The organism is Pseudomonas sp. RL_5y_Pfl2_73 (assembly GCF_963970515.1).
In the GTDB taxonomy this organism is placed as follows: domain Bacteria; phylum Pseudomonadota; class Gammaproteobacteria; order Pseudomonadales; family Pseudomonadaceae; genus Aquipseudomonas.
In genome coordinates this window covers 1-14,390 of record NZ_CAXAPD010000018.1, presented here as the reverse complement: position 1 = coordinate 14,390, position 14,390 = coordinate 1, and the positions used below count along the sequence as shown (strand labels likewise).

Below are 14,390 nucleotides of genomic sequence, written 5' to 3'. Positions count from 1 at the left end.
GTAAAAAAGATGGACGGTACAGGCCAATGGCATGCGTGAATCGATTAAGCGCACTGGAAATATTTTCACCCTTCCTTCACCCGGCAAAATGAAACAACCGCGTCTACGCTCAGCCGTGCATGACCGGGCCAGGAAGTGAAGCCTCTCTCCCAGAATCCTGCCGGCATCGCCAGACCAATAACCTGAGGGATGAGGAATCTATGGAAGTATTCATCGGCACTATCCAATCATTCGCCTTTAACTTTGCGCCCAGGGATTGGGCCCTATGCAACGGGCAGACACTTTCCCTTTCCCAATACCAGACCCTGTTCGCCCTGATCGGCGTAACGTACGGCGGCAACGGCCAGACCACCTTCTTGCTACCCAACCTTCAAGGTCGCCTACCCTTGGGCCAAGGTAATGGCCCGGGCCTGACCCCGCGCGTCATCGGTGAAATCTCCGGCACCGAAAACGTCAGCGCCACGATCAATAACCTGCCCAACCACACCCACACGCTCACGGGCATCACTGCCTCGACCACCCTGCAGTTGGCCAACCCGGCCAGCAACCCGGTGACCACCCCTACGGGCACCAACTCGTTCATCGGCACTTCGGGCACCGGGCCGGGCGCAGCGGCGATCTATTCCGACCAGATAGGCGCTTCGCCAGTGCCGCTGCAAGGCGTGACCACCGCGGTCAGCGGCTCGGTGTCCGCCACGGGCAACAGCATGCCCATGGCGGTCATGAACCCCTTCCTGGCCATCAATTTCAGCATCGCCCTTCAAGGCTACTTCCCGTCCCGTAACTGATGAACCGCCGGAGGGCTGCGGTCCTCCGGCCTTTTGGAGTGTCGACATGCTGCAACAGGTTCATAGCCGCCATTTCCAACCGCTGCTGGGCCAGACCGGCAGCCTGATCCTGCCCGACGGCAGTTGCCTACCGGTGCGCTTCGAAACCCTCGAAGAAACACCTCGGGCGAAGATGCCAAACACCGAGCGCATGCCCTTCAGCGTCGAGTTCAACAGCCTGGAAAGTACGGCGTTCGTCGACGGGCTCTGTGGGTTGGAAGTGCCGGAACTGGGCAAGATCGAAGGGGTGTTCGTGTCACGCATACCGCCCATGGGACGGGATCCAGCGCTGGGATATTTTTACATCGCGTTTAACTGACTGGACTCATTTCAAACTGTGGGAGCTTGCTCCCACTGGATCTGTAGGAGCTGACGAGTGAAGCGAGGCTGCGATCTTTTCACTGCCAATTGAGTCTGGAGCGAAAGATCAAAAGATCGCAGGCTGCGCCAGCACCTACAGAGCCGAGCGGGAGCAAGCTCCCTCGCCACGGGTTACGGATGGATGGAAGCTCGCACAGGACTACAGGGGACGCTCAGTCCCCTTTCGGATACCAGACCAACCGCTCCGCTGCCGGGTTGCGCTCTTGCACTTCGAAACCCAGCGCCAGGTAGTGCCGGCGGGCGTGGGGGTTGCTGCTCCAGACCACGGTCGCCACCGGGCAACGGATCTGCTGCGCGGCTTTCTGCACCCCTTGCAACACCGCCCGGCCATACCCCTGCCCACGCGCCTGGGGGATGAAGGCCAGGTACAGCACGCGAATTTCATTGGGGCCGAAATCCGTGCTCAAGGCGCCGATGGCGGTGCCGAGTTTTTCCACGACGTAATGCATAGCGTTGGGGAAATTTTCGCCCAACCCCTGCTCCTGCACCTGGAACTGCTGGGCAATCACCTGCTGCACCTGTTCATGCTCGCCATCGATCCATTGCAGGTCCGGTCGCGCCGCCTGGTACAGGCCCTGCAAGAACGGCCCATCACTGACCCGCGATGGACGCACCACCAATCCCTCTGCTGCCACTGAATCCATGCTCGCCCCTTAGAACCCGCTTTCCCTGACACCCAACGCCGCCAACCGGCGCCAGGCCGCTCCCAACACCGACTCGCCCTTGCCCTGCAACACCGCCACACCACGCAGCGGTTGCACCGGGGCCGACGTGTCGTCCACCGCACTCAGGCGCACGCCGTATTGCGCCTGCACCGGCTCGGCCCGTTGCTGCGAGTCGCGGCGCACCGCAATCGGCCCGTGATGGTCAGACGTCAACGCTTGCTGTTCGACCCAGGCCACGCCATTGGTATCGATTTCATTCAGTTGCACAGCAATGGAGGTGTGCATCGGATCGTCAGCAATGAACCGCCCCGTAGCGCCCGGCGCGACCCGCCAAAGCTCGGCTTCGGTCAGGTAGCCGCGCAACCGCGAATCGGTCTGCACCACCCGCGCCAGCGCCTGCGTCGGTGACAGCCAGCGCCCTACCGCCAGCTGCGGCATCAAATCGCGCACCTGACCGGCATGGGGTGCGCGCAACAACAGCCGTTCGCGCTGGGCGACCAGGCCGCGGTACTCGGCCACCGCTTCGGCCAGTTGCTGCTCGATGATGCCAGCATCGGCAGCGGTTTCGCTGCGCCCGGCCTGACGGCGCATCTGCAACTGCTGGATCTGGATTTCCCGACGCACGATGGCCAGGCGCGACGCCATGTCCGGCGACGCCAGCTCAATCAACACATCGCCCTGGGCCACGGTCTGGCCATCGTGCACATTCACCTGCTTGACCCGCGCCGCCACCGGCGCATGCAAGGCACTGGCGCGCCCGGCCTCGAGCATGGCCGGCACTTCCACCGCGCTGCGCCAAGGCAGCAACAGCACCAACAGCACCGCCAGCACGACCAGGCCGCTCAGGAACACCCGAGCACCATGGGCTTGCTCACGACGACTCCACCATTGCCGCCATTCATTCACGATGGGCATAAAAATGAACCACGCCAATTCCACCATCATCAGAAAAATGCCCAGCACCTTGAAGAACAGGTGATAGACCGCCAGGGCAATCCCGAAAAACAACAGCGCCCGCCACAGCCAGGAGCCATAGCCCCACACCAGCAAACGACGACGCATCTTCGGCGACCAGGGTTCCGGTGCAGCCGCGCCATAACCGAACAAGGCTTCGCGCAGGCGCCAGCGGCACAGGGCGAACGCACGGCCCTGAAGGTTATCCACCGCCCAGAAATCACTGAGCAGGAAATATCCATCGAAGCGCATGAAGGGGTTCAGGTTGATGATCAACGTGGTGATCCAGGTGGCGCTGGCGAGCATGAACGCCGCGGTGCGCGCCGGCCCGTCGGGCAGCAGCGACCAGGCCAGCAGCGCGATGCACGCCAGTAGCAGTTCGGCCAGGACCCCGCCGGCACCGATCAGCAACCGCGCGCGGCGATCATTGATCCGCCAGGCGTCGCTGACGTCGGTGTAGAACATTGGCAACAGCACCATGAACGCCACGCCCATGCTTTGCACACGACAGCCCGCGCGCTTGGCCATGAAGGCATGGCCAAATTCGTGGCACAGCTTGGCGAAGAGCAACGCCACCCCGAACGCCAACGCACCACCCAGGCTGAACAAATGCGGGAACGTGGCGATAAAACGCTGCCAGTCCCGCGACACCAGGAAGATGCCGACGCCCAGGGTCAGCGGCAGGCCATAGCGCAGGATCCCGGGGCCAAACCGCGCCAACCAGGGCCAGGCACGATTGAGAAAAGCGTCCGGTCGCCACAGCGGAATGCGAAAAAACAGGTATTGATGCAGCAAGATCTGCCATAGGCTCTGGCGCTGCGCGGCGGTCTTGAAGAGGTAGCTGTCGCGCTGTTGCGGGTCCATCGCGCTGATCAGATCATGGCCGCGCAAGAAGCCCAGCAACTGCTCCAGCGATTCACCATTGAGTGGCAGGCCCGGCTCGCGGTTCGCGGCCTGCAGCACCTGCTGCGGATCACCCAGGGACCAGTGCCGCAACATGCGCATCGCCGCCGCGCCAAGCTTGAAATAGCGCCCACGCACCGGATCGGCCAAGGTCCACTGCGGCGAACCGTCCGGGTCCGGCGCCGCCGGGGACAGTTGCAGGTCCGGCCGCAGGCTCGGCAGCGCCATACTACAGGCCTACGCTCTGGCGCAAGCCGGCCAGTGGCCGACGCAACAGGTACAACGCCAGCGGCGCGCGGTCGCCGAAGACCTTCGCCGTGCCCCGCAGGCCGATACGCGGCGCTTGAGCATCGAAACGCGCATCCAACCGATACGCCAGTTGCCCGGCGGCGGTAGGCTGCGCTTCATAGGCCGAGCGCTCGAGCCAGGCCAGGTGTCGCTGCAACGGGTCGCTGTCGAGAAACAACGCCACTTGCGCACCGGGCTCCAGGGCAATCGCGTCGCCCACCGCCAACTCAATACGCAACTCGGCCTGGTTCGGATCGGCGATTTCCATCAGCCGCTCGCCGGTTTGCACGGGCTTGCCAAGCCAGCGCTCAGCATCGGCGAACACCGCGATGCCGTCCCGCTCGGCACGTACTTCGCTGCGCTTGAGCAGCTCAAGCGCGTAGTTGTGCTCGGCGCGTTTCTGTTCGACGCGGGCGGCCAGCAAGTCAATCTTCGAACTCGACTCCGCATCGGCAAACGAGCGCTGAGAGTTGGCCTTGAGTTCCGCCTCGGCCACGCCCAGCGCACGTTCGGCCACATCGGCCTGGGCCTTGAGGCTGGTGCTTTCGAAACGCAGCAGCAGGTCGCCGTTCTTGACGGTCTGGTTGGGCTTGACCAGGAACTCGGCGATCACGCCATCCAACGGCGCCGCCACCACCTGTCCGCCCAGCGGCACCACTTCGGCCGGGGCCAACACCGACTGGCGCACAGGGATTAGCAAGCCCAGCAGCAACACCGCCACCAGGGCGACCTGGCGCTTGCGCGTCCAGCGCAGGCGCCACGGCTTGCGCGGTTGCAGCGCCAGCCACGCATGGCTGTAGGTGTCGCCCAGCTGCGACAGCAGCACTTGTTCGGGAGGAGTCCAAGGCAGGTCGCGAGCTAGCCACAAACCGCCGAACACCTGGCCCTGATGATCGATCAACGGCAGCCAGAACACTTGTCCGGCCGACAGGCTGTGCCAGTCTGCCCGGACGGATTCGCTCACCCCATCGGCGGCAATCACTCGGGCCTGATTCAACAGGCCCTGTTTGAACAATTGCGCCACAGCCTGCTCGACAAACGCCACGAACGGCGCATTCGGCTCCACGGTGCTGACGCCGGTCACGGCCTGGACCTTGCCGGCAATCAATAACGCAACGTGGCGAAACCCGAACAGGGCCTGGCCGTCGTTGACGAGGCTGTAGCTCAATTGTGCCGGTGTCCGCGCTGCCCGTGTCTGGCGCTCAAGGTCGAGGAAGCGGGCAAACACCTGCTCGGCGCTGCCTGAAATCGGCGCGTTCACTTGAGCTCCGCGAAACGCGCCGTGCCGCTCATGCCCGACAGCAAGCCGCTGGCATCCGGCACGTTCGCCACCAGCAGCAGGGTCTGGCTACCCTCGTCGATACGCGCGCCCAGGCGCTTGACCGTCGCTTGCAACGGCTTGCCGGTTTCATCGGGGACAAAGGTGAAGGGCTGGCCGGGCTTGAGCCTGTCCATCCAGCGGGAAGGCACCAGCAGGTGAATCTCCAGGGTGCGGTTGTCGACCACGTCCAGCAACGGCGCACCGGCCGCGACGCTTTCATAACGCTGGACCTTGCGCGCCACCACTTGCCCGTCGAACGGGGCGATCACGCTGCAGCGCTTGACCTGGACCTGATACACCTGGGACTGCGCCTGGGCCTCGCTGAGCCGGGCTTCGGCCCGCGACACCTCGAAACGCCCAACGGATTTCAACGCCGCCAACTGCCGGTTATGCGCCAGCTCTTCACCCGCACCACGGCTGGCGGCCTGGGCCGCATTGAGCTGGGCCTGATAGGCCGAGCAATCGAAACGCGCCAGGGTGTCGCCCTTCTTGAACGACTCGCCCTCACTGAACGGCAACTCGACAATCCGCCCGGCCAACTCGCTGGCCAGCACCGCCTGATCCCGCGCTCGAAGCACCCCTCGCGCCTCATTGCCAGGCGCACTGGCCGACACGTTGCTCTCAAGCAACGGATCGTCGAAAGCCGGCGTTTGCGCCTGGACCCCGCACGTTACAAAGGCCAATCCCACAACCCAACTACTCAAACGTCGCATGACCGTTACTCCCTGACGGATGGGCGGAGTCTACGACAGCGGTGGGGGGCGTCAAGGGAGTAGCGGTGAAGAGAGGGAAATCTCTGTGGCAACGGTAGTGTTGACCTCGTGATTTCTTCAACTTAGGAGTCGCTCACTGCTCAACCCCGTACGCAGAGATTAAATTCTCTGGCCGTTGGGGTGAAAACACCGGCTTCGGCCGGTTTTTTCGTTTCTGGGGATTGAGAACAGCCATTAGCGAGAGTGTCAGATTTTTTGTGTGCGAGCCGGTAATGGCCTGCCGTCAGGCAGGCCTTTATTTTCACCAGGTCGGCCTGATAAATCGATCTCCGTACAAAACCGCGAACTGATTCATGGCGTTCTTCCAGTCATGGGCCGGATTACCCGCCGCGCCGCCAGACAGTTGGGTCCAGTCGACCTTGATATCGATGCCCTCTTGCTTGCCGTGTTTCTCGATCAATTGCTGGTCGCGGACCACGTTCAGCAACAGGTAGACGATGCCGAACTGCTCGGCGATCCGAATCTCGCCCTCGGCGTGGGCGCTGGCCGGCGCGACCAGGCGGCTGACGAGCAAACTGAAGCCGAGGCCGACGGCGGCGGCCAGCGGTGCAAAAGCAATGCGTTTGGACATGATGAGCCTCCGGGCTCTTTGCGCGCTGCGCAGCCGATCAGAAAGGGGCGTCGCCCTGGATGGTGGTGCGATACAGCTTGCGGCGCAGATGGCTCGGGCAACCGGTGGCCAAGTGGATCAGCGAGCGGTTGTCCCAGAACACTAGGTCATGGGGCTGCCATTGATGGCGATAGATGTTCTGGGGCCGCACGCTGTGGGCATATAGCTCGGCCAGGATGGCTTTGCTTTCATCCTCCGGCAGGCCGACGATGCGGGTGGTGAAGCCTTCGCTGACGAACAACGCCTTGCGCCCGGTTTCCGGATGCGTGCGCACGATCGGATGCACGACTTCGGCCACCTGGGCCAGTTGCTCAGGCGTCAACGTCGGGCGCCAGTTACCTTCGAATTTGTTTTCGCTGTAGCGCGCGGTGTAGGAATGCGCCGCCGAACGGCCCTCGACCGCTTGACGCAACGTTTCGGGCAGAGCGTCCCAGGCCTTGTGCATGTCGGCGAACAACGTGTCACCGCCTTCACTCGGCAACTCCTGGGCGTGAAGCATCGAGCCGAGGCTGGGCAGTTCTTTATAGGAAAGGTCCGAATGCCAGAACTTGCCGGCATCCCCCAGGCCGATGGATTGGCCGTTTTCGATGATGTTGGAGACGATGAGGATTTCCGGATGCCCGGCCAGCAGGAACTGCTTGAGCACATGGATCTGCAGCACGCCAAAGCGGCGACTGAAGGCGATCTGTTGTTCGGGAGTGATGCGTTGGTCGCGGAACACCACGACGTGATAGTCCAGGTGGGCGCGGTGGATTCGGGTGAAATCCTGGTCGTTGATGGGGCGGGACAGGTCCAGCCCGACGATCTCGACGCCTACGGCATCGCGGAACGGGAGAATTTCGAACGATTGCGGCGCGCTGTTCGCGGCATTTGAATCTGGAGAAAAAGAGACGGCTGGCATACATCACTCCCACGCACGGCGCGCTTCAATGGGCGCGCAGTCGATCAAAACTCACGGCGTAACCGTGTTGGTTTGTGTCGTGCGGCGCGCCGATTGGTCGGCAGGTACGCAGGGGGATGACTTTAAAGGCATAAGAACAGCAATTTAAATACCGTTAGCGAATAACCATATGGCTTTTGGCTAGAGTTGCAAAACCAAATGTGCTCGCGAATGCGTCGGGGCAGCTACATATACATTGACTGACAAACCGCCTTCGCGAGGGAGCTTGCTCCCGCTGGGGCGCGCAGCGGCCCCAAAAAAGCGATGAGCGGTGCGCACTCAAGCGGGAGCAAGCTCCCTCGCCCCGCCACAAAAGCCTCAAGTCCTCAAACCCTCAAGCCACAAATCGGCAGTTTGGGGAGTCAGCTCTGAGGTGCTACCGCTCGTGCAGCGCCTCGGACCGGGCCCTGATGATTGGCTTGAGCAGGTAACTGAGCACGGTTTTCTTGCCGGTGATGATGTCCACCGACGCCACCATGCCCGGAATAATCAGCAGCGGCTTGTCATCGGTGCCCAGGTGGCTACGTTCGGTGCGCAGCTTGATGACGTAGTAGGTGGTTTTCTTGTCTTCATCGGTGATGGTGTCGGCGCCGATCTGTTCCAGCTTGGCTTTCATACCGCCGTAGATGGTGTAGTCGTACGCGGTGAATTTCACCGTGGCGTCCTGGCCGGGGTGCAGGAAGGCGATGTCCTGGGGACGGATTTTCGCTTCCACCAGAATGGTGTCGTCCAGCGGCACGACTTCCACCAGGTCACTGCCGGGCTGGATCACGCCGCCGATGGTGTTCACCAACAACTTGTTGACGATGCCGCGCACGGGCGACGTCACCAGGGTGCGGCTCACCCGGTCTTCCAGGGCTTTGCCGGTGGCCTGGGCCTTGTTCAGGTCGGTGCGAGCTTCGTTGAGCTGAGTCAGCGCTTCGCTGCGGAACTTGCCGCGAGTCTCGTCGATCTTGCGCTGCACTTCCTTGATCGCCGACTCGGCACGAGGGATCGCCAGCGTCGTGGCGTCCAGTTGCCCACGGGTCTCGACCTCGGCGCGCTTGAGCCGCAGCACTTCCACCGGCGACACCGCCCCCTGGGCCACCAGCGGCTCGGACATGTTGATTTCCTGGCGTTGCAGCGCCAGGCCGGCGCGGTACTGCGCCTGCTTGGACACGAATTCGCGCAGTTCCTGCTGGCGCTGGATCAACTGCTCCTGCAAACCGCCGATTTCATCATGCAACTGCTGCCGGCGGCTGATGTACAGCGACTCCTCGCTGGCAGCCTGGCGCGGCACCGCCTTGAGCACATCGGCCGGAAAATTCAGCGGCCGGTCATCGACCTCGGCACTCAGGCGCTCGACCCGCAACAACATGGACAGGCGATCCGCCTCGGTTTCACCGACGTTGGAGACAAACCGGGTGTCGTCCAGGCGAATCAACGGGGCGCCGGCGTCGACGATCTGCCCTTCCTTGACGAACAGTTCAGCGACGATGCCGCCTTCCAGGTTCTGGATTTTCTGGATCTTGGACGAGGGAATCGCCTTGCCGTCACCCTTGGTCACTTCGTCGATCACGGCGAAGTTGGCCCACAACATCAGGAATATAAAGAAGCCGATGATGCTCCAGATCGTCAAGCGCACCACCCGGGGTGCGTCCTCGATCAGCGCCTTGTTGACCTCGGGCAGCGGTTGGCCGTGCAGCGAGTCGGAACCTTTGAAATAGCGACCCACAGCGCCCTTTAAACCGGTTTTAAGCAACACTGATCTGCCCCTTCTTCAACGCTTCCATGACGGCCGCTTTCGGGCCATCGGCGAGGATCTGTCCACGGTCGATCACCAGCAGGCGATCCACCAGCGACAGCAGGGATGCCCGGTGCGTCACCAACAGCACCGTCTTGTTTTCCACCACGGCGGCCAGGCGCTGTTTCAAGCGTTCTTCACCGGTGTTGTCCATGGCGCTGGTGGGTTCGTCCAGCAACAGGATGGGCGGGTTGAGCAGCAATGCGCGGGCCAGGGCGACGTTCTGGCGCTGACCACCGGACAGGTTCTGCCCGCGCTCACCGACTTGCAGTTCATAGCCTTGCGGGTGCAGGCGGGCAAACTCATGCACCCCCGCCAGCTCAGCGGCCTGGAGCACCAGCTCATCTTCGACGTACCGGGCGCCGGAGGTCAGGTTGTCCCGCAGCGTACCGGCCAGCAGCTGGATGTCCTGGGGCACGTAGCCAATGTTGTAGCGCAGCTCGCTGACATCGACCTGGCGGATGTCCATGCCGTCCACCAGCAAGGCACCGTCATCGGGTTGGTAAAGGCCCACCAGCAACTTGGCCAGGGAGCTCTTGCCCGAACCGCTGCGGCCGATGATGCCGACTTTCTCGCCCGGCTTGATTACCAGGTTGATGTTCTTCAGCGCGGCGTGCTGCTGGTTCGGGTAGGTGAAATTCAACTGGCGGCATTCAATGGCGCCCTGCAGGACCTTGCGACTCAACGGGCGCTCGTCGAAATTGCGCTCCTGGGGCAGCTCCATCATCTGGTCGACCGAGGTCATGGTCACCCGCGCCTGCTGGTAACGAGTCAGCAGGCCCGACAGCGAAGCCAATGGGCTAAGGGCACGACCGCTGAGCATGTAGCAGGCGATCAGCCCACCCATGCTCAAGTCACCAGCGATGATCTGGTACACGCCGAAGACGATCATGATCACCCCGGCCAATTGCTGAATCAGCAAAGTGATGTTCATCGCCAGGCCGGACAGCATCTTCACCCGCAGTTCGAGACGGCTGAGGGTGCCGATGGTCTGTTCCCACTGGTACTGGCGCTCGCTTTCGGCGTTGTTGACCTTCACGGCGTCCAGGCCGGCCAGGGTTTCGATCAGGCTGGACTGACGCTCGGCGCCCAAGGCCATGGTTCGCTCCATGGTCGCCACCAAGGGTTTTTGCAACGCGTAGCCGATCAGCAGGGCAATAGGGAACGCCAACACCGGAATCCACACCAGGTGCCCACCGAGGATCGCGATGACCGTAAAGATCAGCAGGGTAAATGGCAGATCGATCAGGCTGGTGAGGGTCAGCGAGGCGAGGAAGTCCCGCAGGCTCTGGAATTCATGGATGTTCTGGGCAAAGCTGCCGACCCGCGCCGGGCGGTATTTCATGGCCATGCCGACGATACGCTCGAACAGCGTCGCCGAAATGATCAGGTCGGTTTTCTTGCCGGCCAGGTCCAGGCACAGGCTGCGCAACATCTTGAGGATCAGGTCGAATACATAGGCACCGGTGATCCCAACGGCCAGCACCCACAGTGTCGCTTCAGCCTGGTTCGGCACTACGCGGTCGTAGACGTTCATCACGAACAACGGCGCGGCCATGGCAATGATGTTGATCAACAGGCTCGCCGCGATAGCGTCGGCATACAGCCAGCGGGACCGTTTGAGGGTGTCGCGAAACCACGAACGCGCCCGAGGGATTAGCGTGCCGTGGTTCACGTCAAATTTATGCTGCGGTTGGGCGAAGAAGACCTTGCCACTGTAGTCATCGGACAGCAGCTCGCGGTTGACCGTGACTTCACCGCCGTCACTTTCGCTGAGCAGCAACCGAGCCTGGTCGTCGCCGACCCAGCCCAGCAGCACGGCGCTGCGACCATCCTTGAGCAGCAACAGCGCCGGCATGGCGATGGCCGGGATTTGCTCAAGCTTGCGTTGCAGCACCCGGCCTTGCAAACCGGCCCGGGCCGCCGCGCGCGACAATAATTCGACGCTCAGCCGTTGCTTGGGCAGTGGCAGGCCGGTGGTGAGCATCGCCGCGCTGGCCGGCTTCTGATGCAGCATGCAGAGTGCCAGCAAACCGTCCAGCAGCGGGTCGTCGTGCAGCGTGCGCGGGTCATGAACTAGTTCGACTGGACTGACTTCTGATTCCACGCTCGGCACTCTGACTGATTAAAACGGGTGGTAGGACTCAATTCATCCCAGGCAACTGAACCCTGGGCTTCACGTCGTTCTGCACAACCGATGCCAACGGCGCGACAACACCCTGGCTTTTCAACAACTGCCCCATGGTTGCCTTGATCCGGTACTGGGTAAACAGCTGCACATTCTTGATTTCCGCCAGGCGACGGGAAGCGCTGAACAGCTCGTTTTCGCTGTCGAGCAAGTCGAGCAGGGTACGCTCGCCGAGGCTAAACTGCTTCTGGTAGGCAGTGCGCACGCTGGTACTGTGATCGACATATTGCTGGGCGATCGGCACTTGGGCGTTGGCGTTGTTCAAGGCATTCCAGGCCAGGCCCAGCTCTTCATTGAGCTGGCGCAGGGCGTTGTTGCGGATGTCCAAGGCCTGGTTGGACAGGTACGACTTGGATTCCAGGTCCGCCTTGTTGCTGCCGCCGGCATACAGGTTGAAACGCATGCGCAGCATGGCTTGCCATTCATTATTGTGCCCGTTCTGGCCGTCCAGGTCATTGTCGGCGGTGCGGCCCAACTCGGCGTCAAAGCGTGGGTAGAAGCTCGACTTGGCGGCTTCGTACTGTTGCTCGGCAGCGGCAATGTCAGCTTCGGCCGAACGCAGCACCGGGCTGTTGTCCAGCATCTGGGCGCGGGCTTCGGTCAGATTGGCCGGCAGCAACGCCAGAAAATCGGCAGGACGCTCCAGTTGATCGGGCAGTTGGCCGACGGCGCTGAGGTAGTTGGTCTCGGCATCGGCCAGGTTGGTTTGTTCGGTGATCAGGTTGTTGCGGGCCTGGGCCATGCGCGCTTCGGCCTGGTCCAGGTCGGCACCGCTGCCCACGCCGCGGGAAGTGCGCAGTTTGATCTGGTCGAAGATGCGCTCGTGGCTCTTGAGGTTTGCCTCGGCCAGGCGCACGAATTCGCGACGGGTCAGCACGTCCAGGTAGACCTGGGCCACCGTCAACCCGGTGCGCTCGGACGCGTCCAGCAACGAGTAGGCACGAGCATTCACGGTGGCTTGTTGACGCCCCACTTCGCTGGACGTCGCAAAACCGTCAAAGACCATTTGCGTCAAGCGCAGGCTCGACTCGCTGCGGTTCAGGGTCTCCCAATGATTAGTCCCACCCGAACGGGTGGTGACGCTGTCGGTGCCTTCACGACCATATCCGGCTGCCAGGTCCACCCTGGGCAGATAGCCGCCCTTGGCCGCCTTGAGCTGGTAATCCGCCGCGAGGCGACTGTTCACGCCGGCCTGGATCTCAGGATGGACATCCAGCGCCTGTTGCATGGCCTGCGGCAAGGTTTGTGCTTGTACGAAACTGGCGGCGAGGGCGAAGGGTAAAGCCATGAACAGAGGCGAACGCATGGTGGATTTCTTCCTGAAACACTTGTCTTGGATCACAGCGAAACGTGGCGCTGCATCGGATGATGGCAACCGGAATGACCGTATATCGGAAAGTTCAAAGCAGGAGCTGGAACATGCACCGGAAGAACAGGTCGCCGCTTAAATATCAATGTGACATTGCGGCAGCGATTGTTTAGGATGGCCAGCATAAGGTCAATAGTTTGGCACAAACAAAAACCTGAAAAAAAAATTGCCAAAATATTGACACGCAAAAGCGTCAAATAATCTTATTCTGTGAACATGAACGTCCAGACCCCTGCTGCCTACAAGCTGGCGGGTACATGGAAGTCTACTGAGCGTTGCACCGGGAGAGTCTTCAATGAGCAGTGTTATTGCCATCGTCAAAAGCATTGTTGGTCAGGTTTTCGTCGTATCCCCAGAAGGTATCCGACGCGTACTCATTGAAGGTGATCGCCTGTACACCGGCGATCAGTTGGACACTGGCCCTTCTGGCGCCGTCACATTGGACCTGGCCGATGGCCGTACCCTGGACCTGGGCCGCGACACCCAGTGGAGCGCCAATGCCCCAGACTCGTCTACCGATCTTCAACAGGCCGCAGCGCAGGCCGCGCCGTCGGTAGAAGAGCTGCAACAAGCCATCGCCGCGGGCGTCGATCCGACGACCGCCCTGGAAGCCACCGCCGCTGGCGCCACTGCCGCAGGTACGGGTGGAGCTGCCGGTGGCGGGCACAGTTTTGTGGTGCTGGATGCTACCGCTGGCAGCGTCGACCCTACCATCGGCTTTCCGACTGAAGGGTTGAGCACAGCCGCGATAACCGACACAGACATTACTGCTCTGGACACCGATACCACAGCCAACGCAGTGCTCGACGCGACGCTGACCTTGAGCGCCACCCCGACCCTGACCGAGGCCGGCGGTGTGCTGGTGTACACCGCCACTGTCACCCAGGCGCCCCGGACCGACCTGACCGTGACCCTGTCCAACGGCTCCGTGATCGTAATCACTGCCGGACAAACCACTGGCAGCGTCAACGTACCACTGGCGCCGAACGACACCGTCTATAACGACGCCAGCCAGATCAGCGTGACCGTCACCGGCACCACTGGCGGTAGCGGCATCGCCGTCACCCTGCCGACCACGCCGGCCGTGACTCAGATCACCGATACCATCGACACCACCACCGTCACCCTGACGGCGGGCAACACCGTGACCGAAGGCGGCCAGATCACCTACACCGCCACCCTGACTAACCCAGCCCAAACCCCGGTGACCGTGACCTTGAGCAACGGCTCGGTCATCACCATCGCCGCCGGCCAGAGCACTGGCACCGTGACCGTCGAGACGCCAGCCAATGACGTCTACAACAACGGCAGCACGGTCAGCACCACCATTACCGGTGCGACGGGTGGCAACTTTGAAAACCTGGTACCAAGCACCACGCCTGCGGTCA

General features: G+C 62.1%; 12 protein-coding genes. 3 read left to right on the top strand and 9 right to left on the bottom strand.

Annotated elements, in window-relative coordinates:
* The first annotated feature begins 200 nt into the window (after nt 1-200).
* Nucleotides 201-788 (top strand): phage tail protein, encoded by a 588-nt coding sequence (locus tag AACY42_RS17910; protein WP_339481339.1) that lies wholly within the window; start codon nt 201-203, stop codon nt 786-788.
* Nucleotides 789-834: 46 nt separating this feature from the next.
* Entirely contained in the window at nt 835-1,146 is a 312-nt protein-coding gene (locus tag AACY42_RS17905; protein ID WP_339481338.1) for a DUF6916 family protein, read from the top strand.
* Between the two features lie 214 nt (nt 1,147-1,360).
* On the opposite strand, the gene AACY42_RS17900 is transcribed toward AACY42_RS17905, so the two are convergent.
* The 9 genes from AACY42_RS17900 to AACY42_RS17860 form a co-directional block, all read right to left on the bottom strand.
* Nucleotides 1,361-1,852, bottom strand: a complete 492-nt coding sequence (locus tag AACY42_RS17900; RefSeq protein WP_339481336.1) for a GNAT family N-acetyltransferase — start codon at nt 1,850-1,852, stop codon at nt 1,361-1,363.
* Nucleotides 1,853-1,861: 9 nt separating this feature from the next.
* On the bottom strand, nt 1,862-3,958 hold the full coding sequence (locus tag AACY42_RS17895) for a biotin/lipoyl-binding protein (protein ID WP_339481334.1): 2,097 nt from the start codon (nt 3,956-3,958) through the stop codon (nt 1,862-1,864).
* A 1-nt stretch (nt 3,959) separates the two neighbouring features.
* Nucleotides 3,960-5,279, bottom strand: a complete 1,320-nt coding sequence (locus AACY42_RS17890) for an efflux RND transporter periplasmic adaptor subunit (RefSeq protein ID WP_339481332.1) — start codon at nt 5,277-5,279, stop codon at nt 3,960-3,962.
* Nucleotides 5,276-6,052, bottom strand: a complete 777-nt coding sequence (locus tag AACY42_RS17885; protein ID WP_339481330.1) for an efflux RND transporter periplasmic adaptor subunit — start codon at nt 6,050-6,052, stop codon at nt 5,276-5,278. Before AACY42_RS17885 ends, AACY42_RS17890 begins: the two co-directional genes overlap by 4 nt.
* A gap of 301 nt (nt 6,053-6,353) precedes the next feature.
* Nucleotides 6,354-6,683, bottom strand: a complete 330-nt coding sequence (locus AACY42_RS17880) for a hypothetical protein (protein ID WP_445261519.1) — start codon at nt 6,681-6,683, stop codon at nt 6,354-6,356.
* Between the two features lie 37 nt (nt 6,684-6,720).
* Nucleotides 6,721-7,623 (bottom strand): TauD/TfdA dioxygenase family protein, encoded by a 903-nt coding sequence (locus AACY42_RS17875; RefSeq protein WP_339481328.1) that lies wholly within the window; start codon nt 7,621-7,623, stop codon nt 6,721-6,723.
* 415 nt (nt 7,624-8,038) lie between these two features.
* Entirely contained in the window at nt 8,039-9,406 is a 1,368-nt protein-coding gene (locus tag AACY42_RS17870; protein ID WP_339481326.1) for an HlyD family type I secretion periplasmic adaptor subunit, read from the bottom strand.
* A complete protein-coding gene (locus AACY42_RS17865; RefSeq protein ID WP_339481324.1) occupies nt 9,396-11,552 on the bottom strand; it encodes a type I secretion system permease/ATPase in 2,157 nt (718 codons plus the stop codon). Before AACY42_RS17865 ends, AACY42_RS17870 begins: the two co-directional genes overlap by 11 nt.
* A gap of 37 nt (nt 11,553-11,589) precedes the next feature.
* Nucleotides 11,590-12,939, bottom strand: coding sequence for a TolC family outer membrane protein (locus AACY42_RS17860; protein WP_339481322.1), 1,350 nt, complete (start codon nt 12,937-12,939; stop codon nt 11,590-11,592).
* Nucleotides 12,940-13,297: 358 nt separating this feature from the next.
* On the opposite strand from AACY42_RS17860, the gene AACY42_RS17855 reads away from it, so the two are divergent.
* On the top strand, nt 13,298-14,390 hold a 1,093-nt coding region (locus AACY42_RS17855; RefSeq protein ID WP_339481320.1), incomplete at its 3' end, for a retention module-containing protein.

Coding starts and splice junctions, on each gene's coding strand:
- AACY42_RS17910 (WP_339481339.1), top strand. CDS start 201: ATGGAAGTATTCATCGGCACTATCCAATCATTCGCCTTTAACTTTGCG.
- AACY42_RS17905 (WP_339481338.1), top strand. CDS start 835: ATGCTGCAACAGGTTCATAGCCGCCATTTCCAACCGCTGCTGGGCCAG.
- AACY42_RS17900 (WP_339481336.1), bottom strand. CDS start 1,852: ATGGATTCAGTGGCAGCAGAGGGATTGGTGGTGCGTCCATCGCGGGTC.
- AACY42_RS17895 (WP_339481334.1), bottom strand. CDS start 3,958: ATGGCGCTGCCGAGCCTGCGGCCGGACCTGCAACTGTCCCCGGCGGCG.
- AACY42_RS17885 (WP_339481330.1), bottom strand. CDS start 6,052: ATGCGACGTTTGAGTAGTTGGGTTGTGGGATTGGCCTTTGTAACGTGC.
- AACY42_RS17880 (WP_445261519.1), bottom strand. CDS start 6,683: ATGTCCAAACGCATTGCTTTTGCACCGCTGGCCGCCGCCGTCGGCCTC.
- AACY42_RS17875 (WP_339481328.1), bottom strand. CDS start 7,623: ATGCCAGCCGTCTCTTTTTCTCCAGATTCAAATGCCGCGAACAGCGCG.
- AACY42_RS17860 (WP_339481322.1), bottom strand. CDS start 12,939: ATGCGTTCGCCTCTGTTCATGGCTTTACCCTTCGCCCTCGCCGCCAGT.